The organism is Candidatus Sulfurimonas marisnigri, from assembly GCF_015265475.1.
GTDB lineage: Bacteria > Campylobacterota > Campylobacteria > Campylobacterales > Sulfurimonadaceae > Sulfurimonas > Sulfurimonas marisnigri.
This window is the reverse complement of sequence record NZ_CP054493.1, coordinates 156,108-180,848: the sequence shown is the minus strand read 5'-3', so window position 1 is coordinate 180,848 and position 24,741 is coordinate 156,108. Positions and strand designations below refer to the sequence as shown.

At 34.9% G+C, this 24,741-nt stretch carries 19 protein-coding genes, 5 tRNA genes and 1 pseudogene; 7 read left to right on the top strand and 18 right to left on the bottom strand.

Features of this window, described 5'->3' with window-relative positions:
- The 9 genes and pseudogenes from HUE87_RS00925 to HUE87_RS00885 all read right to left on the bottom strand — a co-directional run bounded on the left by HUE87_RS00925 (nt 1) and on the right by HUE87_RS00885 (nt 6,921).
- Nucleotides 1–2,760 carry a translocation/assembly module TamB domain-containing protein gene (locus HUE87_RS00925; RefSeq protein WP_194366884.1) on the bottom strand — a complete coding sequence of 920 codons (2,760 nt, stop codon included), beginning with the start codon at nt 2,758–2,760 and terminating at the stop codon, nt 1–3.
- Nucleotides 2,757–4,451, bottom strand: coding sequence for a BamA/TamA family outer membrane protein (locus HUE87_RS00920; protein WP_194366883.1), 1,695 nt, complete (start codon nt 4,449–4,451; stop codon nt 2,757–2,759). The genes HUE87_RS00925 and HUE87_RS00920 overlap by 4 nt, the downstream gene beginning before the upstream one ends.
- A gap of 44 nt (nt 4,452–4,495) precedes the next feature.
- Nucleotides 4,496–4,828, bottom strand: coding sequence for a hypothetical protein (locus HUE87_RS00915; protein WP_194366882.1), 333 nt, complete (start codon nt 4,826–4,828; stop codon nt 4,496–4,498).
- Between the two features lie 204 nt (nt 4,829–5,032).
- Nucleotides 5,033–6,116: pseudogene (locus HUE87_RS00910) on the bottom strand (IS3 family transposase).
- A 280-nt stretch (nt 6,117–6,396) separates the two neighbouring features.
- Nucleotides 6,397–6,481 (bottom strand) — tRNA-Leu (locus HUE87_RS00905).
- Between the two features lie 52 nt (nt 6,482–6,533).
- Nucleotides 6,534–6,610, bottom strand: a tRNA-Arg gene (locus tag HUE87_RS00900).
- A gap of 14 nt (nt 6,611–6,624) precedes the next feature.
- Nucleotides 6,625–6,701, bottom strand: a tRNA-Arg gene (locus HUE87_RS00895).
- A gap of 44 nt (nt 6,702–6,745) precedes the next feature.
- Nucleotides 6,746–6,822, bottom strand: a tRNA-His gene (locus tag HUE87_RS00890).
- Nucleotides 6,823–6,843: 21 nt separating this feature from the next.
- Nucleotides 6,844–6,921, bottom strand: a tRNA-Pro gene (locus HUE87_RS00885).
- Nucleotides 6,922–7,093: 172 nt separating this feature from the next.
- Here HUE87_RS00885 and HUE87_RS00880 point away from each other — a divergent pair.
- Nucleotides 7,094–8,539 carry an alanine/glycine:cation symporter family protein gene (locus HUE87_RS00880; protein WP_194366881.1) on the top strand — a complete coding sequence of 482 codons (1,446 nt, stop codon included), beginning with the start codon at nt 7,094–7,096 and terminating at the stop codon, nt 8,537–8,539.
- On the top strand, nt 8,536–8,805 hold the full coding sequence (locus HUE87_RS00875) for a hypothetical protein (RefSeq protein ID WP_194366880.1): 270 nt from the start codon (nt 8,536–8,538) through the stop codon (nt 8,803–8,805). Before HUE87_RS00880 ends, HUE87_RS00875 begins: the two co-directional genes overlap by 4 nt.
- A 1-nt stretch (nt 8,806) precedes the next feature.
- Here the strand turns inward: HUE87_RS00875 and HUE87_RS00870 are convergent, their stop codons facing one another.
- From HUE87_RS00870 to mtnK, 3 genes are read right to left on the bottom strand one after another with little or no spacing between them, the layout of a single operon-like run.
- A complete protein-coding gene (locus tag HUE87_RS00870) occupies nt 8,807–10,768 on the bottom strand; it encodes a bifunctional aldolase/short-chain dehydrogenase (RefSeq protein WP_194366879.1) in 1,962 nt (653 codons plus the stop codon).
- A complete protein-coding gene (gene mtnA / locus HUE87_RS00865) occupies nt 10,765–11,871 on the bottom strand; it encodes an S-methyl-5-thioribose-1-phosphate isomerase (RefSeq protein WP_194366878.1) in 1,107 nt (368 codons plus the stop codon). The genes HUE87_RS00870 and mtnA overlap by 4 nt, the downstream gene beginning before the upstream one ends.
- A complete protein-coding gene (mtnK, locus tag HUE87_RS00860; RefSeq protein ID WP_194366877.1) occupies nt 11,861–13,087 on the bottom strand; it encodes an S-methyl-5-thioribose kinase in 1,227 nt (408 codons plus the stop codon). The genes mtnA and mtnK overlap by 11 nt, the downstream gene beginning before the upstream one ends.
- Nucleotides 13,088–13,158: 71 nt before the next feature.
- Between mtnK and HUE87_RS00855 the strand changes: the two genes are divergently transcribed.
- On the top strand, nt 13,159–13,356 hold the full coding sequence (locus HUE87_RS00855) for a hypothetical protein (protein WP_194366876.1): 198 nt from the start codon (nt 13,159–13,161) through the stop codon (nt 13,354–13,356).
- Here the strand turns inward: HUE87_RS00855 and HUE87_RS00850 are convergent.
- The gene (locus HUE87_RS00850; protein ID WP_229855177.1) at nt 13,353–14,015 is read right to left on the bottom strand and encodes a Rossmann-fold NAD(P)-binding domain-containing protein; all 663 of its coding nucleotides are present in this window, start codon (nt 14,013–14,015) and stop codon (nt 13,353–13,355) included. The two genes, HUE87_RS00855 and HUE87_RS00850, sit on opposite strands and share 4 nt — an antisense overlap.
- A gap of 111 nt (nt 14,016–14,126) precedes the next feature.
- Here HUE87_RS00850 and HUE87_RS00845 point away from each other — a divergent pair, with 111 nt between their 5' ends.
- Genes HUE87_RS00845 through HUE87_RS00830 form a run of 4 tightly spaced genes read left to right on the top strand, consistent with a single transcriptional unit; the run spans nt 14,127 to nt 17,627 of the window.
- Nucleotides 14,127–14,696, top strand: coding sequence for a precorrin-2 dehydrogenase/sirohydrochlorin ferrochelatase family protein (locus HUE87_RS00845; RefSeq protein WP_194366875.1), 570 nt, complete (start codon nt 14,127–14,129; stop codon nt 14,694–14,696).
- Nucleotides 14,689–15,429, top strand: coding sequence for a uroporphyrinogen-III C-methyltransferase (gene cobA / locus HUE87_RS00840; protein WP_194366874.1), 741 nt, complete (start codon nt 14,689–14,691; stop codon nt 15,427–15,429). The genes HUE87_RS00845 and cobA overlap by 8 nt, the downstream gene beginning before the upstream one ends.
- Nucleotides 15,419–16,948, top strand: coding sequence for an oxygen-binding di-iron domain-containing protein (locus HUE87_RS00835; RefSeq protein WP_194366873.1), 1,530 nt, complete (start codon nt 15,419–15,421; stop codon nt 16,946–16,948). Before cobA ends, HUE87_RS00835 begins: the two co-directional genes overlap by 11 nt.
- Nucleotides 16,938–17,627 (top strand): response regulator, encoded by a 690-nt coding sequence (locus HUE87_RS00830; protein ID WP_194366872.1) that lies wholly within the window; start codon nt 16,938–16,940, stop codon nt 17,625–17,627. The genes HUE87_RS00835 and HUE87_RS00830 overlap by 11 nt, the downstream gene beginning before the upstream one ends.
- Nucleotides 17,628–17,631: 4 nt before the next feature.
- On the opposite strand, the gene HUE87_RS00825 is transcribed toward HUE87_RS00830, so the two are convergent.
- Genes HUE87_RS00825 through HUE87_RS00805 form a run of 5 tightly spaced genes read right to left on the bottom strand, consistent with a single transcriptional unit; the run spans nt 17,632 to nt 24,708 of the window.
- Nucleotides 17,632–19,110 (bottom strand): ATP-binding protein, encoded by a 1,479-nt coding sequence (locus HUE87_RS00825; protein WP_194366871.1) that lies wholly within the window; start codon nt 19,108–19,110, stop codon nt 17,632–17,634.
- 2 nt (nt 19,111–19,112) lie between these two features.
- Nucleotides 19,113–20,894, bottom strand: a complete 1,782-nt coding sequence (locus tag HUE87_RS00820) for a sensor histidine kinase (protein ID WP_194366870.1) — start codon at nt 20,892–20,894, stop codon at nt 19,113–19,115.
- 3 nt (nt 20,895–20,897) lie between these two features.
- Nucleotides 20,898–22,736: a sensor histidine kinase gene (locus tag HUE87_RS00815; protein ID WP_194366869.1), complete on the bottom strand. Its 1,839-nt coding sequence runs from the start codon at nt 22,734–22,736 to the stop codon at nt 20,898–20,900.
- Nucleotides 22,737–22,793: 57 nt separating this feature from the next.
- Nucleotides 22,794–23,198, bottom strand: coding sequence for a response regulator (locus HUE87_RS00810; protein ID WP_194366868.1), 405 nt, complete (start codon nt 23,196–23,198; stop codon nt 22,794–22,796).
- Entirely contained in the window at nt 23,191–24,708 is a 1,518-nt protein-coding gene (locus HUE87_RS00805; RefSeq protein ID WP_194366867.1) for an HD domain-containing phosphohydrolase, read from the bottom strand. The genes HUE87_RS00810 and HUE87_RS00805 overlap by 8 nt, the downstream gene beginning before the upstream one ends.
- Nucleotides 24,709–24,741 lie beyond the last annotated feature (33 nt).

Here is a 24,741-nt window from a genome sequence, read left to right as displayed (position 1 = left end):
TTAAAAGTCTTTTACATACAGTATATTTATTCCCTGCCCAGTCTCGTGGAGATTAATATCTAATCTAATAGATTTGCTAAAACTGTATTGCAATATTATGCTCGAAATTGTATCGTTCTTGTATATAACTCTTAACTTATCGCTAAAACGCGCCCCGATTTCATACCCCAGAGTACCCTCTTCGTTTGTCAATACATTTAATGTGTCTATATTCACCCCTGCCGTGTCATTAAATATCTGCTTTACTCCGGTTGCCAAAAGCAGGGAGCTGACAGAGGTTTTTGCCCCAGATGAGCTATCAAAAGCTGAGGCTGCCGGTTCTCCAAAGAGTATGTATGACATTATGTCGTTTTGGCTTAAATATGGTGTTGACTTAAATATCACTATAGGTGAAGCGAGAGTGTTTGTAATATATATCTCTATATCGATGTAGTTCAATGTCTGATAGTGCATGTTCAGGCTCAGATGCGGGTTTATCGGACTTGCTCCATTAAAATAAACCTCACTCTTCTCAAATGTAAAGAGTTTGTCGCTTGCCGTCACTCTCCCCTCTTCAATTGTTACCATTCCTAAAAGAGCCAAAGGTCGTGACGGCTCCTGCCAAAGAACCATATCGGGAACAAAGCGCAAATCAATATTTTTTGTTTTATATGCAATAGGCTTTAGAGAGTTTACATGTATATTTATAAAACGCTTACTCTGCGCTTGCGGTTTGATATCCTGTATAATTATTATGTCGTCTGAGATTGTATATTCAACTGGTGGCTCATACGTTATAACACCATCAAGCAGTGTTATATCCCCCTCTATTTTTTGTGTACCGTTGCCATCCAAGGAGATATCCACATCGGCTTTTAGTGTTACGCTTGCTTCTTTACCCTCATATTTAAACATATCACTTTTTATCTGCAAATCCCCTTTCATTTGAACAGGGTTGAAGAGACCCGTCACAAGAAGGTTATCATATATCCAAAACTCTTTTAGTTTTAAAGTTGCATTGTTGTCAAAACTTATTTTTGACTTTTTTTGAGAGTTAAAATTATGATTTTTAAAGTCCAGAGTATATTGCTCAATAGTTATATCTCTATTTGTCGTGGTTGCCTCAAAATAAATGTTTTCTACCGTGTATGCCGTTTTAGTATCAACTCTTGCGATAGACCAAGGGATGTGAAGACGGCTTTTTATCTGCATATTTTCTGAAAAATCCACGGATGCCTCTATTTTTGCCTCTGCATCAAAGAAAATGCCATCTTCTGGTTTTACCAAGCCAAATTCACTCAACAGTGTGTTGAGTGATGGTATGTTTGCGCTAAGTGTTATATTTGCATCATTTTTATCAGAGATTCCCCCTTTGACATCAAAACTCTGTGAACCGAAATTTCCAAGTCCGTTAAGAGACGTGCCACTTTTAAAAAGAGTAAGGCCAAACATATTTGCATCAAGATTTAAAACAGCTTTTTCATCTTCGTTGTAATATATAAACTCCAAAGGTGAGAACATATCAGCAGGGTATGATTTGAAAATCTCCAACTCCAATTTTGGATAGAGCTGTGCAAAAAAAAGCTGACTGCTGCCATCTAGTGCTATGTTTCCCTCTGCACTGCAATAAAGCCCTTGTGTGTTGAACGTTCCAATCAGTGAAAATGGAGATATCGCTATAACGGCATCTGCATTAACAGTGAGAGTGTGTTTTTTGAGCATATCTGGAAGCTGCGAGATAGACGATAAGGCAAGAGCTTTACTGTCTACATGTAGCATAAACTCTTTATAATCTTTTGAGTTTATATTAAGATTAAACTGCTCTGTCTTTATCTTACCTGCAAGACTCTCTGTATCTCCGGCAAACTCCGCACTAAATCTTTTAAAAGGGAGTTGCTGTGGGTATTTTGTCAACTCTGCACTTAACTCAGAGAAATAGGCTCCAAAATAGCTAAAGATTCCGTTTTGTTTTACCTCTGCTTCAAACTCTTGATAAGAGAGAGTGTAGGAGCTATCAAGAGAGACGTACTCCTCTTTTGTGAAATATGTTAGATTCACATCTGCATTGCCAACTCTTATGTTCTGGTCTGCACTGAAGCCTAATCGATTAAAATGTGTACGCATAAATATTTTTTGCAGCGATGCATCAACATCTATAGCAATTGTTTTAGCAACTCCCTCTAAAAATCCTAAATATTTTTTTGTAACTGATGCCTTAGGTGTAACTAAAGTTTTTGCATAAAGCCTGCTTGAATCTATTTTTCCATCTATGGTCGCATCTGCATATGGGGTAAATAACTCTATAAAAAGTTTTCTCACATCCAAGGTTTTACCGTAATCAATCCTTGATGCCTTTAGATTAAAAACAAACCGCTCATCCTCAAAAATAACACTCGCATCTCTCAGCTGAAGTTTTCCTATGGCAAAAGCAAAAAACTCATCACTGCCCTCTTGATTTTTTGGCAGCTTGTCAAGGTTTAACACTACTTTGTCTGCTTTGATTTTTCTAATAACTGGAGTGGGATTAAAAAGCATAAAAAAGTTGTATCCCACTTCAACTCTTTTGGCAGTAAAAGTATCCGCATAATTGATGTCATGAAGAGTCACCCCCGTAAGAAGAGAACCTTCGACTCTGCTATACGCAATTTCGTTTTCTTTTAAAAACTTATCTGCAAGATACTTTACAGAATCTGGATGTACAAGTATGGTTGCAACGCCCAGAACAACAACCGTTATAAAGATTGTCAAATAGTAGCTAAACAGATAGGTTCTTACAATCAAAACAGTTCACCTATATGAAAATGAAAAGCGTACTGCTTTGTTGGATTCTCTGCGTCAAATCCGACATCGAGTGCTATTGGACCGATAGGGGTAGCATAGCGGACACCCACACCAAGAGAATAGTAACCCCTCTTGTACTCTGGAGTTTCATTCTCCCCTATAAAAGTGGTGTCATTAAAAACCACTCCTCTGAAATTGCCGCTTATTGCAAATCTGTATTCTGCCGTCATCTCCAATATCGAATGGAGCCCTATTGGATTACCGTGTTCATTAACCGGACCTAGTTTTCTATAATTGTACGCGCGGTTGCTGTTCATCCCCCCTGCATAAAAACGGTAAGATGCCGGAATATTACCCTCATAAAGTCGTAGTGAACCAAAGTTTGCTTTTAATGCCAAAATAGAAGGTAGCAGCGGGATTATATACCCTCCGGATATATTATATTTGTAATAACTCGCATCCGATATTTGCGACTTTATCGAGCCGGTTAGCTGAGGACGGAGGAAATAGCCTTTTTTAGGATTAAGAATATCATCTCTAGTGTCATAGCTCCATTGAAGCTTTGCAGATGTGACAAAGAGCTGACCTTGCGGGAACAGACTCTCATCCTCACTCTCATAGGTAGTCACATGGTCAAAAAGAAGCATCTCTTGAAATATATGCGGGGTCTCGCTCTGCTTAAGAAAGATACTTCCAAAATATCTATCCTCCTTAAAACCTATAAACTTTTCTTTCTCAAAACCAATCTCTGCACCTGTTGAGTTTCTATTTTTTAGAGGCATAAAAAAATTTGTTTTGATTGTCTGTTTTATCTCTGTTAGTCGTGTCTCTACGGCAGCTGTTTTTAGATTGCCAAATATATTTCTATGCTTCACTCCAAGAGAGATCATAGCCCCTTCATCACTGCTCGCCCCAATACCTGCTTGAAATCTAATCGGCTTTTCAATTTCAGTTACAGAGACGCTTACTGGTGCAATATTTGTGTTTTTAACAACAGTATCTATCAATACTTTACTGATTCCTTCATTTGCATAGAGGCTCTGATAGCTTCTGCGTACCTTTTGGGGAGAAAATGGATCGTTTTGTTTAATGTGAAGCATTGAACTAATAATCTGAGGGTCAATACTTTTAGGAGCGTTTATCTCTACCTCTCCGAAATAACATAACTTATTTGGAGTAACATCATACATAAGATACGCATTGTTTGTTTCTATATCTATCCACGCTTTGGAGTCAATTTCTACATTGCAGTAACCCCTGTTTGCGTAAAGAAGCTTTATGTCTTTTTTGCTGACATCAAATTTGTCGGCATCAAACAACATCCCTTTTTTAAATGGTATTGCGGAATGAATCTTCAGCTTTGATATTGTTGAAATAGCGGCTACAAGTACAGGAGATTTTTCAGAAATTGTAATATTCACATCTTTACTACTCTTAGTGTGCGTAACTTCCGCATGAAAGTACCCTTTTGAACGGTAAAAGTTTTTAATAGTTTCACTAAGTAAAGTAGCTGTTTCAGGGCTTACAGTTGGTTCTTTTTTCCAAAACTCATACATGTAGGGTTTATAGAGATTTAATGCTTCATATAGTTCCCGCTCTTTTATCTGTTGGTTGCCTTGAAAGTAAATAGGTACAAAATCTCCATGCAAAAGCGAAGAAAACAATAATAAAAGAAAAGTTAATTGCTTCATCTTCACCCCCTTGCATGAGTTATGTACTTTGTAGATATTGTGGATTATTTGTTTATTCTGATAACCGGTTTTTGCAATAAGAGGTTGTTAGGGTATAAAATTAGTATTGACCACTGTGCAAACATCGCAACACCAATAATGGCAAAAATTGATGATGCAAAAACAGAGGCACCCTTTAAGTCAACGCTCCAAACAAATGACATAGCAACCATTGCTATGATAAAAAACAATATCTCGAAAACTTTTTGAATATAAAAAAGTCTTTTTATAGCGACTGACTTAGTTTTTGCAATCTTGTTTAAAATTCGTTTAAAAAGTCTAAAACTAATATATGATACAAGGATTACAACAAAAGTCCATAAAATACTTAAACCCATTAATTAACCTTCCTTCCTTCAAGCAAAAATAGACTTGTATTAAGTTTGGTATTATATCGAATAACTAGGGATAAATTAACTAAAAACTTTACGCTGTTACAAAAAAAATGTACTGTTTTTCTTCATGGTTTTCACCAAACTATAATGCCCCTAAAAATCAAGACAACCTAACAGCTTAATTTATTTCCCTCTGCAACTGCTACTTTATCCTACATTTTTAAGATATTCAAGATAAACATTCATAGGTTTTTGATAATTCAAACTTGAGTGAAATCTCTTGAAGTTGTATTTGTGTATATAAGCTTTAACTCCTTCTTTTAAATCTTTGATTGTTAAATAATCGTTTATGTAAATATTGCCATGCTTTAGAGTCCTAAAAAATCTCTCAATGACAATATTATCTATACTTCTGCCTTTGCCATTCATTGATATTTTTATATCATGTTTTTTAAGTAGCTGAGTATGTTCATGACTTGTGTATTGGCTACCCTGATCTGAGTTAAATATTTTAGGTCTAGGATATTTAGCAAGTGCATCTTCGAGAACATCGGTAGCCAGTGTTGCATCCATTGAGTTTGATATTTTATATGAAAGAATAGCTTTACTATGCCAGTCTATAACTGCTGCAAGATACATAAAGCCACCATTGATGCGAATATAAGTAATATCGCCACTCCACACCTCGTTAGGGGTTGGTACATATACAGTTTTTTTTCTGCCAACTTTAGTCCAGTATTGTTTAAGTAGATACTCATAAATTGGATGTGCTTGGTTTTTAAGGCTTGTGAGTTTTTTTTTAGTAGGGTATATAGCTTGAGTGCCAAGTATTCCCATATATTTTATGAAGTAATTTTATATTTTCTTGACTCATTGGCACTGGTTGATAGTAGTAACTACTTCGACTAATACCAATAGTTGCACACTGCTCTGACACAGATATTTTTTTATGCTTAGACTCAATCAGAGACTTTTTGTTATCAAAGTCCAAGCTCTTTAACTTTCCCGCTGCCCACTCCGCTTTGATAGTTGCTTTTCCAAGTGCTTTAGCTAACCCATCATTTTCAGTTCTCAACTCTTCTATCTCATCTCTATAAGATTTAGTCGCACCACCAACATCAAATGCTAAAGATGCATTTTCTAAAAACTGTTTCTTCCAATTCTGGATAGTTTTAGATGTAATCTTATATTTTGTGGCTATTTGACTAATAGTCTGTTCCTCTTTGAGAAGTTCTAAGACAATTTTAGTTTTTTGTTCTGCTGTGTAAACTTGACCTTTTTTGCGTGCCATTTTTTATCTCCATATTTGTTATTAAAATTTTAACATTTAGGAAATAAATCTTACTAAAGAGTTGTCTTAGATTTTAGGGGCATTATAGTCAAGAATATTAGGACATAAGAATCCAAGAATAACTTTAGAGAAATATTCAAAGTTTATACCTACTAATTCAAGAAAAGGTACTATATTTGATAAGTTAGCTTCTTAAAGATGGAACATTTTTGGCACAGTTTTGGAACAATGAATTTTAAAGAGTCTTTGAAGTAACGTGTTTCAGGGGTTTTCGAGTGAGTGGTGCGGATGAGAGGACTTGAACCTCCACGCCTTGCGGCACCAGATCCTAAGTCTGGCGTGTATACCAATTTCACCACATCCGCATGTGATTTGTGTTCGACATTGTATCTTTTTATTCTTAAATAAAAAGAAAAGTGGTACGCCCTTCAGGATTCGAACCTGAGACCGATGCCTTAGAAGGGCATTGCTCTATCCAGCTGAGCTAAGGACGCATACATATAAAACATGGTGCGCCCGATAGGATTCGAACCTATAACCGTCGGATCCGAAGTCCGAAACTCTATCCAGTTGAGCCACGAACGCCACAATAATTTATTATTAATTTTTAAGTTTTTATATTTATTTTATGGGGTGGGATACGGGATTCGAACCCGCGACCCCCGGCACCACAAACCAGTGCTCTAACCAACTGAGCTAATCCCACCATGCAGTAAATATAAAAGAGTGGTCGGGGTGAAAGGACTCGAACCTTCGGCCCCCTGGTCCCAAACCAGGTACTCTAACCATACTGAGCTACACCCCGACCTATTACAAAAACCGACTTTACAGCTGGTTAATGAGGCGAAATTATAGTCAATAAATTTTCAAATGTCAATAGTTTTCTATCACAATTAATAAACTTTGCTACTATTGACACAAAATGAGATTAAGATTAGTTTGTTACAATACTTTTAAATAGTTTTGAAGGGCATTTTTTGAACGAATTTTTTATTAGTATTAACTCTTTTCTAGAGGCATTGTTGTTTTTTGACATACTTTTTGGAACAGTTGATGGCGTAAGCTTTCCTTTTCTCGTTGCTTGGCTTATTTCTGGTGGCATTTATCTTACATTTTTAACTAAGTTTATAAATGTAAGAGCATTTACTCACTCTTTTAACATATTAAGAGGTAAATATAAAACCATAGATGACGAAGGGCAAATATCTCCTTTTGCAGCTTTAACAACTGCTTTAAGTGCCACAGTTGGACTTGGTAACATTGCAGGAGTTGCACTGGCTGTATCTATTGGAGGTCCTGGAGCTACTTTTTGGATGATTGTTGCTGGCTTCTTAGGTATGAGTCTAAAGTTTACAGAGGTAACACTTTCACTTCAATACAGAGAATTTTTAAAAGATGGCACTATTATGGGTGGTGCTATGGAGTATCTCTCAAAGGGTCTTGCAAAAAAAGGGTATGTGAGCCTTGGCAAAGTCCTAGCTGTTGTATTTGCATTTTTAATGATTGGCGGAGCGATTGGTGGAGGAAACATTTTTCAAGTTTCACAAGCTTATAGTGCTATTTCACATGAAGTTCCATATTTCTCAGAAAACCCTTTAGTATTTGGATTTATTATTGCAACTCTAACTGGTGCGGTTATCATTGGTGGAATAACACGAATTTCTGCCATCACAGAGAGACTTGTACCTATTATGGTCGTTATATATCTTAGTGCATCTATTTGGATTTTAGGCTCATTTTATGACAAAATCGATGATGCCTTTGTACTTATATTTGAAGGTGCGTTCAGCACAAGTGCACTTTATGGTGGAATGATTGGAGCACTTATTCAAGGTTTCCAAAGGGCTGTTTTTTCAAGCGAAGCCGGGCTTGGCTCTTCACCGGTTGCGCATGCACCAGTTTTAACTAAATACCCAGTAAGACAAGGTTTTGTTGCACTTTACGAACCGTTTATTGACACTGTAGTTATATGTACCATGACTGCTTTAGTTATCATCATTACTGGTGTTTATGAGCCAGATGGTGTTCATGCATCTCTTATTGCAGCAAAAGAGGGAGCAGCTCTCACAAGTGCAGCTTACGGAACTGTTATTTCTTGGTTTCCAACTGTGTTATCTGTCAGTATATTTCTTTTTGCTTTTTCTACAATGATATCTTGGTCTTACTATGGAGAGCGTGCTTGGGTTTATCTTTTTGGCTCAAAGTTCTCAATCATCTATAAGATACTATTCTTATCCCTCTCCGTAATAGCAACGGTTGTAAACACAGGGATAATGGTAGACTTTAGTTTTATGCTTATGCTTACAATGGCACTTCCAAATATCCTAGGACTGTTTATTCTAAGCGGTGATGTTAAAAAACAACTAGAAGATTATCTAGTAAAACTCAAAAGCGGTGAACTAGATCGTGAGGCAATAATATGAATAATATTGAACAACAATGCAAGCAGATTTTAACAGAGCAAAATATTGATATATTTTCTGAGATAGACTTTGATATTAACGGAAAAGTTCATACGCTATCTTTTAACTATATAGTAGAGACTTTTATGCTGGCTTCCGATGAATCTCAACTAGTATTTATAACAGCTCTTAAAAAGGCAATAGAGGCTAAAGAGATGGGCATAAACAAGTTTTTTGAGGGAATGGGTCAACTGCTACTTATGACCCACCTCTCAGAGAAGATGTAAGCTAAATTATTCTATCGCTTCCACCGTCTATTGCAACTTGAGAACCAGTAGTTTTTGAAAATGGCTTTCCTGCCATAGCGCATACTAACTCTGCAACATTATCTGACTTTATCTCTGTTTTAAGGACATTGTTAGTTTTATACTCCTCAACACTCATTCCGTAAGCTTTTGCACGATTTTCCAAAACCTCATCAGTCCAAATTGCTGTGTCAAACACTGCATGAGGATGAAGAGTATTTACTCTTACGCCATATTCACCAAGCTCTAACGCAGCTATTCTAGCAAGCTGAGTCTGTCCAGCTTTTGCCACTGAGTATGCTGCTGCACCTTTTCCTGGAGCTGGAAAGTTTTTAGAAGCGACCATAACTATAGATGCATCGACCCCTAGTTTTAAAAATGGTGCTGTTTCTTTGATAAGTTTTTGATGTGAAGTAAGGTTAATATCCATACTTCTTTGCCAATTTTCATCACTTAACATGTCAAGGTTTTCACTAGGTGTAAAGATACCTGCATTACTTACAACTATGTCAATTCCGCCAAAACTCTTAATAGCTATGCTAACAGCGTTTTGAATATCATCGCTACATGTCAAATCACACTTCACACCAATCGCATCACTTTTAGCAAATATTGTCTCAATGTCAGGGTTTATATCAAGTGCTATAACTGCAGCACCTCTTGCATTTAACATCTTTGCAATTGCCAACCCTATTCCACTTGCAGCTCCAGTTACAAGAGCAACTTGTCCATTAAACTCCGGTGCAGAACCACCCTTTTTAAGTTTTGCTTGCTCTAGGGACCAATACTCAACCTCAAAGATATTAGCAGCACTTAACGCCTTATAACCACCAAGCTTTTCGGCTTTTAAAATCGCTTCGAAGGTATGGTCATTTATATCTTTGATAATGTTTGCTTCTTTTGCATTTGCTCCAAAAGAGAGTGTCCCATTATTTTTAAGGATAGCAAAATTAGGCGCAGGGTTCAAAAGTGTTTCGTTCGTTTTATTATCCCCAAAGTATTGTTTATAATCTTGTACATACTTTTCTAAATCTACTTCAAAATCAACTCCCAATATAGCAGGAATTCGTTTTGTTCTTATAACATGGTCTGGCGTTAAAGGACCTTGTGTTGAAATTTTTTCTATATCTTGTTTAGAAAAATAGATTGCTTCATCACTATCATTTAAAATAGAAATAGTCGCTTTACCTTTAATATTGGAAACTTCACGTCTAATTTTTGCAAGCTCTAAAAGTTCTACATGTGACTCTTCTTTTTCTACATGTAGATTTGCGCCCTTAGACTCTAAATACTTCTCAGCCTTATCAACTAACTCAATTGTTTTTTCATAAGATTTCTTAGCATCGTCATTGAATGTGAAAAGACCATGATTCATAAGAACTAAACCCTCTAGCTCACTCCAGTTTACATCTCTGGTCATATCGTAAATAAGTTTTGCAAGAACAAATCCTGGCATAATATAAGGAATAATAAGAACCTTATCTCCATAAAGTTCTTTTATTTTATCTTCACCACCCTCAGTATTTGTAATAGTCACAACAGCGTCAGTGTGAGTATGGTCTACAAATTTAAAGGGAATAATTGCGTGCAATATTGCTTCGACTGAAGGGTTTGGTGCGGATGGATTTGTCATGGCGAGTCTTTGGTACTTAACCATATCTGGGTCATTAAGCTCTTTTAACTCTGCCATTTTTAAAAGCATATCCATTTTAACTGGGGCAAAGCCCTCCGCTTCAATAGTCGCTAAATCCCAGCCACTCCCCTTAACGTATAGTATATCTTCGCTCTCACCAAAAAGGTTTATTGCAGTTGATTTTACAGAAGTATTTCCGCCACCGTGAAGAACTAAAGATGGGTCACGTCCTAGCAGTCTTGATGTATATACTCTTAAATCTAAATCTGTTTTAAACTCTTGTGCCTCTAAATCATTCCATAAACTTTTCATATATTTTCTCTTTTAAATTTTTCTTGAATTTTATCAAAGTCTGCCTCGCAAACACCTTTGTTTGTTATAAGACCCGTTATAAGTCGGGCAGGAGTCACATCAAAACCGTAGTTAATTGCCGGTGAATCCTTTGGAGTTATAAGAACTTCTCTTACAATTCCCTCATCATCAACACCCTTCATATATCTCACTTCGTCTGGACTTCTCAGCTCAATAGGAATCTCTTTAACACCATCTTTTATACTAAAGTCAAATGTGGAAGCTGGTATAGCTACATAAAAAGGGATATTGTTATCATATGCTGCGAGCGCCTTTAAGTATGTTCCTATCTTGTTTGCAACGTCGCCACTTGCACTAACTCTATCTGCCCCGACTATAACCATATCAACTTCTCCGTGCTGCATAAGGTGTCCACCTGTGTTGTCTGCAATGATAGTATGCTCAATTTCACTTTGTGCAAGTTCCCATGCTGTTAGGCTTGCCCCTTGGTTTCTTGGCCTTGTCTCATCAACCCATACATGTACATCTATTCCTCTTCTTTTTGCCTCATAGATTGGTGCAAGAGCTGTTCCCTCATCTATAACAGCTAACCATCCAGCGTTACAGTGTGTTAGTATATTTATTTTTGTCTTGTTTTTCTTTTTTAAAATCTCTTCTATAATGTCACACCCATACTGAGCTATTTTTTGACTCTCTAACGCCTCTTCATCATTTAGTTGTATAGCAAACTCCAATGCAGCTTCTGCTAAAGCATCTGAATCTTCCGGATCTTCTGAATCCTTTAAAAGCTCCATCATCTTATCAACCGCCCACATAAGGTTTACAGCAGTCGGGCGTGACTCTCTTATAAGATTAGCTTTTTCTTTGAGCTTTTCATAGTCTCCCTCTACTTCGATAGCTGCTATGTATATTCCAAACGCAGCAACGCTACCTATAACTCCGGCACCGCGAACAGTCATATTTTTTATAGCCCTCACTACCTCATCTGTAGTTGTAAGAATTTTTGTATCATACTCAAATGGAAGTTTTGTCTGATCTATTACCTCTAAATACTCATAAAAGTCATCATCATTTAACCATAAAGCTTTATATTTACCTTGCATTTTTTATAATCTCCAATATCTCATCACTTGTATTTATCTTGTCGTAGTTCATAACAAACTCTCTTGCGATTTTAAGGGCTAGTTCTTCAGCCTCACCCCTTAATGTTACATCTTGTATACCTCGTATCTCTGCTACACCTGCTACACCGTAGACTCTTCTAGCCATCTTGCATCCGGCAAATCCGACACTATCTCTAATGATATTTTTAACAAATCTTTTTTTATATACTTCAGATGTGCGATCATCCAAATAGCCTGAAACACAAAGAGCAGAGTCTTTTAACTCACGCCAGTACTGCAAAAATTTTTCACTGAATTTATCCAAAACCTCTTTTATTGTTTGGAGCAACCACTCCTTAAACTCTTCATCTTTAGTCACAACGCAGTGGTGAATATAATTATTTACTAGGTTTGCCAGAAGTGCTCCTACATCAAAACCAAAAGGACCAACAAAGGCAAATTCTGGGTCTATAACATAAGTTTCATCTTTGTTTATCATAATAGAGCCAGTGTGCAAGTCACCATGAAGAAGAGCATCACTTTGTGTCATAAACTTATATTTCAAGTCCAATACCTTCTCTTTAAATTCAAAATCTTCAAAAAGTTTTTTGGCATTTGGATTACTTGTTACATTCTCATTGTCATTTGTCTCATGTTCCATAAAAGGGAAACTAAAAACTAAATCTTCTGTTAATTTGCACAGCTCTGTGTTGCCGTTAAACTTATCCATCAGTTCTCTTTTGTTTGAGCTGCTTAAAGCAAGAGATGAAGTGTAAAAAAGTGTAGCTGACATGTAAGTCGATATATGTTCGGAAAATTTAGTATATTTAACTCCGTTTATAAGACCTTCACGCATAATGATATGATTACCTAAATACTCCATTACAACAAGGCTCATCTCTTCACTTGAGTGCTGTACTTTTGGTATAAAATTTGGAAATATTTTGTAAAATTTATCTAAAGCTCTTATCTCAAAAGTCATTCGCTCACGAGAGAGAGGAAACTCCTCCCCAACACATCTAAGATATGGAACTGCCTGTTTAGCTATAAGAGCTTTCTCAGGGTCTTGCTCTGAGCTTACTTTATAAACATAGTTTAGGTTTCCATCTCCAATTTCCTGAGCTTTTATAGTGTCAGAACCAAAAAAAGTCTCAATCGCTTTAATTGTTAAAAGATATTCGATTACGCTATTTACATCTAATACTTTATAGTTCATAATACTCCCTACTGTTCGTTTAAAAAATTGTATCATAATTAGCTATATATAATAAAAATCAGAGGTCTATTATGGGTTGGACATGTCAACATGACCACAAAGGTTACTGCAAACTTCTAAACAAAGATTGTGTACCAGGTATAAAAGGGTGCATACTAAATAAGTGTGACGGGATTATCTTTAGCAGTGGAAGTTTTGAGGGCGACAAGATAAAGAGTGAAACAAAAGAAGAAGAGATAGACTTTGCAAAACTAGCCAGAGAAAACTAAACTTTTTCACTCCACATGTAGAGAGGGTCTGGATACAAAAAGGTGTAATGCAACTCTTCTATAATCTTGTCTGAATTCACTATACGACAAGTATTACCCTCAAATTCTCCAAGCTCAAACCCTAACTCTTCACTGTTTTTTTTATGTACCTCTGAGCGCAGGGGATGTTTAGGAGCGACGAGATTGTAAACCCCTTTTGTAATCTTTCCCTCAATCAACTCTTTTGTAATATTTATAACATCATCTTTGTGAATATAGTTCACAAACCCATCACTAAAAGATAAGCTATTTTTCCACTTACCGGAGATTCTGTCTTCGCCCATCAAACCTCCAAGTCGCAGAACGATAACATTCTCTTTTAGAGTTTGCATTAGCTCCTCAGCCTCTTTTTGCAAAGATATTTTTGTTATACATGTAGCCTCATCAACCTCTTTGTCAAACTCCCTATAAACAGAAGTGGAACTCATTAAAATTATTCTACATGTAGGCTTGGTTAATGAAGCTATTTTGCTAAGTGTTTGAAGGTAATTCTGCTTTGGATTAATGGCAATAATCATAATGTCACATTGGTAAAACCTTGAGTTGTCTTGTGTTATATCACGCTCATAACACTCTACATGTGCATCAACTGAAAGTTCTTGTGAAAGTGGCTTACCCAACCAACCACACCCAATAATACTAATATTTTTGATTGCTGTCTCCTAAAGTTCGATAAGATTATTTAATAACTATATGTTATTATGTCATAAATAAATATATGAAAGAGACGCATGAGTTATTTCCCTGCATTTTTAAAATTAGATAATAAAAAAATTCTAATTGTTGGTGGCGGGAATATAGCTTATGAAAAACTAGAGCGCCTTTTAGACTTCACCTCAAACATATCAGTTATATCTCCTAAAATCTCAGAGATTATGAATAAAACCATAAAAGAAAAAACTCTACATGTAGAAAATAGAGAGTACAAAACTGGGGACATTAAAGATTTTGCAATTGTAATAGTTGCTGTTGATGACATCTCTCTTCAAGAAAAAATATTCAGTGAATCAAAAAAATACAAATGTCTTTGCAACGCTGTTGATTCGGTCGACTATTGTGATTTTATTTTTCCTTCTTACATAAAACAAGATGATTTGACAATTGCCATTTCAACCTCAGGGGCTTCTCCTGCAATGGCAAAACAATTAAAATCTTATATAAAAAATCTGCTTCCATCAGGTCTCTCAGATTTTTTAGCTCAAATGAAAGCTTTACGAAAAACTCTTCCCAAGGGGAGAGAGCGGATGAAAATGCTAGAAAAAAAAGCGGCAGATTATATGAGGTTGCACTCTGATGGGTAAAGTTTATTTAACAGGTGCCGGGCCTGGAGATATTGAACTGCTGACTATAAAAGCACTTAGGGTAATTAAAAAAGCAGATGTGATAATTTACGACCGTTTAGCAAATCCAGATATTTTAAAAGAGGCAAAGAGCGGTTGTGGTTTTATATTTGTCGGCAAAGAGGATGGTCGCCACATTATGCCTCAGGATGATATAAACGAAACTATTTACCAAAATGCTCTAAAGTATGAAAATGTTGTTCGCCTTAAAGGTGGTGACCCTTTTGTATTTGGAAGAGGAGGCGAAGAAGCTGCATACCTCTTTGAGAGAAATATTAAATTTGAGATTATCCCTGGTGTCACTTCTGCTATTAGCGTTCCTGCTTATGCTGGGATTCCTGTAACTCATCGTGGTATAGCTGTGAGCTTTAGAGTTGTAACTGGACATGAATCTCCAGATAAAAAAGAGACCCAGACCGATTGGAATAGTCTAAAAACAGATGACACAATTGTGTTTTTAATGGGGCTACACAACCTTGAAAAAATCTCCAAAAAACTAATAGAGGTTGGAAAAGAGAGTGACTGCCCATGTGCTGTAATCTCCAAGGGAACTACAAAAGAGCAAAAGGTAGTGACCGGTACACTTATGGATATAGCAATGAAAGCAAAAGGCCTAAGAACTCCGGCTATGATTATTGTTGGAAAAGTTGTAGCGCTTAGAGAGCAGCTAAAATGGTTTGAAAATGATAAATAGAGATATAAACACTCAAGAGGCGGTAGAGATAGCTCCTAATATCTATTGGGTTGGAATGCACCTCAAAGACGACCCTTTTCAGTGCCACCCATATATTATACTTAACAGTAATGAGTCTATTTTAATTGACCCAGGTTCAATGATTGAATTTGATGAGACAATCAGAAAAGTGAAAACACTAACTGATATGAAAAATATAAAATATATTGTACTTCATCATCAAGACCCTGATTTGGTTGCAGCAGTTCCTGAGATTGAAAAACTTATAAACAGAGACGACCTGTTGGTTGTTACGCACTCAAGAACTTCCGTATTAATTAAACACTATCTTATTAAATCAGATTATTATGAGATAGATAAAAACAACAACCAATTAGTGACTTCAACCGGTTTCAGACTTGATTTTCACACTACTCCATATTGCCACTCACCTGGTGCATTTGTATCTTATGACCCTGCTTCTAAAGTTCTATTTTCGGGTGATATTTTCGGAGGATTAGATGACTCTTGGGATTTTTATGCCGATGAGACATATTTTCATAAAGCTAAACTCTTCCATCAAGAGTATATGCCAAGCAAAGATATATTTAACTATGCTCTAAATAAAATAGAGAAATTGGATATTAGCTTAATTGCACCACAGCATGGCTCAATAATAGAGAAAAAGTACATTAGTGGTTTGATTAGCAATATGAAAAATCTTGATTGCGGATTATATATAGAAGAGAAGTATAACAAGGAACTAGTCGACACAATAAAAGAGCTTCAAGAGAAAGAAGAAGCTTTAAAAGAGCGTGATATGCTGTTGTTCGAGCAAGCTAAAAGGGTAGACATTAGCGAGATGCTTGGTAATATAGCACATCAATGGAGGCAACCCCTCGCAATTATAAATACAACTGTAGCGATTCTCCAAGAGAAAAACAGTGCAGATATACTGCAAAAAGATGATGTTAACGCTAAGCTACAAAAAATGGAAAAATCTATAATCTACATGTCTGATACAATTGAAGACTTCATGAACTACTATCGTCCAGATAAGGAAAAAAGTTGGTTTAAAGTTAATAATTCAATAAAAAAAGCACTTAATATTGTGCATTTATCTGGCAACGATGAAAGAGTTAAACTCAACCTTTATCTTGATGATAATATTGAAATATACGGTATTATGAATGAGTTTGTTCAAGTTATAGTCTCTATTCTTTCGAATATCAACGATATCATAGACAGCAAAAACTTAGCAAATGTCAATATAACTATCTCTCTAAAATCAGATGATTATTACACAACTCTTAGTATAACTGATGATTGTGGCGGGATTGATGATAAAATCATAAGCAAGATATTTGATCCATACTTTACAACCAAACATAAGTCTATGGGAACTGGACTCGGCTTACATATAGCAAAAATGATTATTGAAAACAATATGAATGGCTTTTTAAGTGTAAAGAACAGTAATGAAGATGATGGCACACAAATAGGTGCTAAATTTATTATAAAGATGAAAAATGAAAATTGATTTAATCAGGGATATTTCTATCCTTTTAGCTGAAGATGAAGAAGAGTTACGAGAGTCAACGGTTGAGTATCTCCAAATGTTTTTCTCTAGAGTATATAGTGCGGCTTGCGGCAAAGAGGCTTATGAGATATATAAAGAGAAACGTCCAAATATAATACTTACAGATATTAATATGCCAAACCTTGATGGACTAAGCCTAATCTCTAACATAAGAGAAAAGGACAAAGAGACAAAAGTCATAATTATGAGTGCCCATTCTGATCAGGAAAAACTTCTTCACGCAGTTAAACTGCATCTTGAAACATACCTGATAAAGCCCATAAAATCTGATGTTTTAAAAAAAGTTTTATTTGACACAGTAGAACAAATCAGAGTTACCAACAGACGTATATATTTCAGTGACAACATCTATTGGGATAGTGACACATATACATTTTGGGAGAACAATGCAGAGATACAACTTAGAAAAAAAGAGACTTTACTGCTAAAACTGTTATGTTCAAAACCAAACCATAACTTTACATCAGAGGATATATTTAATTATCTTCACCAATCAGCAAGTGAAAATGAATTTTCAAACGATGCCGTCACCTCTTTGGTAAAACGCACAAGAAGTAAACTGCCAAAAGACACTATTAAAACTGTTTATGGCTCAGGATATAAAATAGTTCCTATTTAAAACTTTACTTTTTAGGTATAACAATACTAAAGCAGACACCTTTTTTAATATTGACTGCACTAATTGTCCCATGTAGGTGCTGTTCTACTATAATTTTGCTCATATACAGACCTATTCCAGTGCCTGAGTGAACACCCTTAGTTGTAAAATACGGGTCAAATATTTTTTGCATTATCTCTTCTTTAATCCCATTTGCATTGTCTTTGATTTCACAAACCACACTATTCTCATCTTCATAAATATTTATAATTACTTTAGCATCTTTAATCTCTTGCTCAACAAGTGCCTCTTTTGCATTTTTGAGTATATTAATATAGACTTGCATAAGCTCTCTTGCGTGTATACTTATAGGAGTATTACATGTATAGTTTTTTTCTACATGTACATTGCTGTTTTGTAAGCTTTTTCCAACAACACCTAAGCACTCATCCATTACATCTTGTATCAAAACTTTTTCTTTAGCTTTATCTGGTTTAAAAAAGTTTCTAAAGTCGTCTATTGTTTGGGATAGATACTGAGTTTGTTCATTGATATTTTTAGCATATTTTTTAAAGTCATCATTATGAACTTCATCCATATCTATATCTGCTATTATATTATTTGCCCACATAGATATGATTGCTATTGGTTGTCTCCACTGATGAGCTATCATACTTATCATCTCTCCCATTGCCGCGTTTCTTGATTGAGCAAGCATAATCTCATCTTTTTTTCTGTTCTCGTCAAATAGCTTCTCTTGTTCTAGTAAAGAGGCTTTAAGCCGCCCGTATGTATAAATCATACCGACTATAGCAATCATATAAAAAATAAAAAACACACTGATAATTCTAATGATTTCACCATACATCTCATTATCGTACTTTTCCATTGGTATAACTACAGAAACTCCACCTCTGGTATCACCTATCTTATAACCTTGATGTGCGTGACATTTCAGACAAGACTCTTCTGTCACCAAAGCTTTCATATAGTATATGTACTCTTTGCCATCTTTGTTTAAAAACTCATAAACTTCTTCTTTTTCACCTTTATCAAACAACTTGAGTGCTTTAGTCTCCCAATCGCTTGGTTTATTCTTGGGATTTAGCAAAATTAAACTTGTAATATGCCCTTTTGCTCCATACAGGCCCTCATTTTCTTCCATTAGCTGTCTTATCATATAAGCCGGATTCATAAGTGTTAGCTTTTTACCTGTTGTTGTAACTACATCTTTATCTTCTACGTTAATCAAGTACTGGTTTGAGGGTGTCCTTTTAGTAGGAGGAACATATACTCCTCCATGACTTGCAGCCCACTTTCTAAATATTAGATCTTTATCAAAAGAAATTTTTGCATATTCTAATGCCAAATTTTTATAATGCTTTACTTCGTTATCAATGCTCCATGCTAATAAAGAAACAATAGTCAGAGTTGCTAAAACCAAAATATTGATATAATATTTTTTTATTTTTTTTAATCTTTTATAGAATATCTCATTCTTCATTATTATCTCTTTTCATCAATTGGCAGAGCTATAGTAAACATTGCACCCATATAATGTTTCCCCTCATACTCATACTCTGAGTTTTCAGCAGTTATCTCTCCATGTAAATGTTTAGTAATTATAGACTCTGTCATATAAAGACCTATCCCCGTCCCTTGTGATTTATGCTTCGTTGTAAAGTATGGCTCAAACACTTTATCTATAATATTGTCTGCTATCCCGCCACCGCTGTCTTTTATCTCTATAATTGCTTTGTTATCTTTTTTATATACATTTATAAAGATTAGTTTTCTACTACCATCAGGACGTGTTTCTAAAACATCTTTAGCATTTTTTATAATATTTAAGATAGCCTGCGTTAGTTCATTTTCTAAAGCTACTATCTCTATATCTTCTATATCTTCTATAAGTTCAATACCGTGTGTTTTAAAGGCTGCACTCAAGAGGCTCATTGTTTTATCTATGCTGCTCTTTATAGTGAAGATACTTTTATCTTTGTTTGGAATGAAAAAGTTTCTAAAATCATCTATTGTTTGAGATAAGTGTTGCGTTTGTTCGTTGATATTTACGGCATATTTTCTTAACTCTTTATTCTCAACATCTCCAATATCTATATCTGCTATTATATTGTTTGCCCACATTGATATAATTGTTATTGGTTGTCTCCACTGGTGTGCTATATTTCCTATCATCTCACCCATGGCCGCCATCTTTGATTGCTGGAATAAAATTTGTCTCTCTTTTTCCTGCTGTCTTTGAGCTTCTTTCTCCTCTATTAATGCTTTTTCCAAATAATCATTTAATTTTTTCATACTTCTGTTTTTAGATGAGATTGCAGATATAACCCTTCTGTTTGTAAGATAATAAAAGATAGATGCAGATAAAATAAGTAAAATTACAATATAGTAAACCATCTCCTCTTTCATCCACTCTATATCTGACATGTCTATTTCATTTATTGGTTTAAAGAGTATGATGTAGCCCAAAGGGTCACCTTTAATATCAGGCACCGTATATAGTGTTTCTATATTACCTCTCTCTATATCTTCATTATAAATTTTTTCAAAAGTTAAAAAGTGTTCTACTGTTTTTTCCTCAATTATGTCCATATATTTAGGATTTGCATTTAAATTGGCTACATAATAATTGCCTATAAACAGTTTTGTAAACGGGTATAGAAGTTGTTCTTTGTACTTTTTATCAGCTAAAACGACAGGTTCAATCCCTTTTTTAAGAAGTTTTATAGTGATCGAGTTAAAATGTGTAATGACCTCTATTATTCCTAGTAGATTTTTTTCTTCATAAATAGGAATCATTACCTTAAATGTCATATCGTAATTGCCAACACTGATGGTTGTCATTATTTTTGGATCTTTAAGCATCTCTTCAATATCAATTCTATTATTTAAAACCGTGTCACACCTTCTATCTGTCCAGCTTCTATAAAAGCATTTTCCCTCTCCTGTAAGAACATGGAACCAAACATTTTTAAAGTCACTATTTTTTCGCAAGGATGCTGAGAGTTCACCTAATTTTATTAGCTCTACTTTATCTTTTTTCAATGCCTCTTTTATAGTTTTGTCAAACGACAGGGAGACACCAATAGCAACAGTTGCATTTTTCTTCTCTTCCACTAATATATTTGTTTGTTCTTGTATCTCTTGCGTGACTGCTATATATTTTTCTTTTTTCAGCAACTCAATCTTCTCTTGCCATACTTTATTTAAGAGTACTGCAGTAAGAATCAGTAAAAAAAGAAATATTAATTTTTGGCTAAATTTCAACTTTCACCCTTTTTCCTCACTAGTCGGCAAGCTTATAGCAAACACTGCCCCTTTGTAATGTTTCCCTTTATACTCATACTCTGAGTTTTCAGCAGTTATCTCTCCATGTAAATGTTTAGTAATTATAGACTCTGTCATATAAAGACCTATCCCCGTCCCTTGTGATTTATGCTTCGTTGTAAAGTATGGCTCAAACACTTTATCTATAATATTGTCTGCTATCCCGCCACCGCTGTCTTTTATCTCTATAATTGCTTTGCTATCTTTTTTATATACATTTATAAAGATTAGTTTTCTACTACCATCAGGACGTGTTTCTAAAACATCTTTAGCATTTTTTATAATATTTAAGATAGCCTGCGTTAGTTCATTTTCTAAAGCTACTATCTCTATATCTTCTATATCTTCTATAAGTTCAATACTGTGTGTTTTAAATGAAGCAGTTAAAAGAGACATTGTCTTATCTACACTACTCCTTAGAGTAAAGATGCTTTTCTCTTTATTTGGAGTGAAAAAGTTTCTAAAATCATCTATTGTTTGGGATAGGTGTTGAGTTTGCATATTAATACTGTTTGCATATTTTCTTAACTCTTCATTCTTTATATTTCCCATATCTATATCTGCTATTATATTATTTGCCCACATAGATATGATTGCTATTGGCTGTCTCCATTGGTGTGCAATATTTCCTATCATCTCTCCCATAGCTGCCATCTTTGATTGTTGGGATACTAATTTATCTTTTTCTTTGTTCTCTTTTACTTCCTCTTTTACTCTTTTCTCTAACTCTTTACTGAATTTTGACAGCTCATAAGTAGCTTTTTCTAACTCCATGTTTATCTTTTTTAATTTTATACTCTTTTTCGCCAATCTATCATTTAAGCTCTTTACATGTTTATTATAAATTATTAGTGATAAAACACCCAATAAAAGAAGGAGGAGAGTATATTTATACTCTTTCCATATTAGTTCCAAAGTAATCTCCCCATAATTTTCATAGGGGAAGACTTTGAGTTCTTTTAAAGTATCGTGAACTTTTCCATACTCAAGGGGCGTAGTCCAGCCGGTATAGTTGCCTTTTACCGCAGCTTCATCATTTGGTCTTATCTGCAACAAGGCTATAGCTATTTTATTTGCAAGGTCAAATTGTATATGTTGCAGTGAGGCAAATGCCCATTCTGGGTAAGTTGCGGTGCTATGAAGAAGTGGAAATCCATCAACCTTAACGTTGATTACTTTTATTTCAGATGTTAGAATTTTTCCATCTTTTATCAATCTCTCCATTACTCCTGTTCTAACTGTTCCTAAATCTGCTTTACCATTTAGCACAGCGTATACAATCTCTTGTTGGCTAGAAGCCAAGTTGAATTTAACGTCCAGATCTTCAAATGGATCAATACCGCTATCTAAGAACTCTTTATGAGCCATCTGCCAAGCACCAAATGCTTGTTTCTTTAAACCCAGTATAGATTTGCCTTTGGTATCTTCTAAAGAGTTTATATCATCTCTATCTGCTTTGGTAAATATAATAGATGAGAACTTAGCTAGTCCACCTTCATCTCTGTGATTTATAAGTGTGGCAATTCTTCGTACATTATTTCTTGCTTCAAATGCAACATATTCACTCGGGTTTGTTAAAATAAAATCAATCTCTTTATTTTTAACGGCATCTTCCATCTCTTTAAAAGAGACTATAGGAACCATTGAAATATTATATTCAGGGATTGCTCTCTCAAGAGCTTTTGTTGTCTCTTCCCATCTCTTTACGGAAACTTTTTCACTGTTATAGGCTCTCACACCTATCTTAACCTCTGCTTGTGCAAAAAGTGAAGTTGTCATCATAATGCTGACTATTAACAAGTAGAGCCTCATATTTTACATCCCTTGTGATTTAAAAGTCTATTTTGATAAGTTAAATTTCTTTACAATTTCTTGCAAAACCGTATTCATATCATCATAAGAAATTGGCTTTCTGTAGTATAAATCACACATCTCTTTAATATCTTCTAATCTTACTTCAGAAGCTGTTAGCGTCACACAGAAAACATCATCATCAATCTCTTTAATTTTCTCAATCATCTCTTCCCCGTCCATTCTTGGCATCATAACATCGGTGAAAATTATATTGTGTCTGTTTTTCTGAAATTTTTCAAGACCATCTTTCCCATCTTTAGCAGTTTCAACAAAATTAAAAAACTTTTTTAAAAAAAGTTCACTTCCCATTCGCATCTCATCTTCATCTTCCACATAAAGTATTTTCAACTCATTAACCATCTCTTTTAGTACTTTTATATCTTTAATCATCTTGCTCTGCCTTTAATAGTGCTTCTTCCAGTTCCCGTTTATTTGATATATTCTTTTTTCTTAAGTCGAAATGCATAACACTTATATTAACATTAGCATTTTGTATAAAATCTAGCGCTTCAAACTCTTTTACATCAATCTCTATATGCTCTTTATTCATTAATACAAAATCATCGCCATTGACTCTAAAAACTGTTGATAAAGGGTAGCTTTTGTGTAAATAAGTAACAAATTTATTTAAAAACACATCACCCTCCTCCCAACTGTTTTTTTGATTATATTGATTAAAGTTATGAAGATATAACTTATTAACACATACATATTCTTTTAGGATATTACGCTCTAATATAAAATCAAGATACTGTTTATTATAGGCATCTGTTATTTGGTCACGGAAAAAATAGGAGAAGCGCTCTTTTTCAATCTCTGTTTGAGGTAATTGCGTTATTAAAGTATCTATATCTATTTTTGAAAGAACTTTTATTGCACTTTTGACAACATCTGGATGAAACTGCATACCAGAGAACGTATCAAGCTCTTCTACTGCTTTGTCAATATTTTTACGCCCTTTATAAATACGATTTGTTGTCATAGAGTCAAAGGCATCCGCAACAAGTAAGATATGAGAGAGTAATGGAATTTCTTCACCTGCAAGACCTTGCGGATAGCCTTTACCGTCATATCTCTCATGGTGATGTCTAACTATCTCTGCATGTTTCTTATACATAGGAATTTTATTAAGAAGTTCATAACCAACCGTTGCATGTTCTTTGATTAATTCATACTCTATGTCATTTAGTTTCCCAGGTTTAAGCAGTATTGTATCTGGTGTAGCAATTTTACCAATATCGTGCATCATACCAGCCACATAGAGAAGTTCACAATCTTCATCACTTTGACCCATCTCTTTTGCAATTAGTTTAGCATAGCTAGCTACACGCTGAGAGTGTCCACCGGTATATGTGTCGCGGTCTTCAATCATCTCAACAAATGATAATATTGTATTTTCAAAGTTTCTTGTTCTCTCATCTTCCATAGCCAAGATTTTTTCTGTTCGCTCTGTAACCATATCTTCAAGGTGTAGTTTATAGTTTACATTTTCTTTGAAGCTAACTAGTTTTAACGTTGACTTATATAGCTCTTGGTTCATTTGCATGTAATCAATAGGCTTTATAATATAGCCATTAACCCCTATTCGGATTGACTCAAGGAAGTAAATGGTCTCCCCATATGCAGAGGTAATAATAATCTCCTGATTAGGATTAATCTCTTTTATCTTTTTTGACATCTCCAAGCCATCCATAAGTGGCATCTGTATATCAGTCATTACAATATCGTATTGACCATTTTTGTAGTAATCCAACCCTTCTCTACCATTTGTGGCACAAACAACTTTAGCAAAAAGTTTACTTAAATAACCCTCTACTGATACTCTTAAATCATCTTCATCTTCTACATAAAGAAGTGTTAGATTTTTTGTAATCTCTTTTAGTTCTTTAGCATTTACCATAGGTTACTCCTAATTGAAATAATTATAGCATAT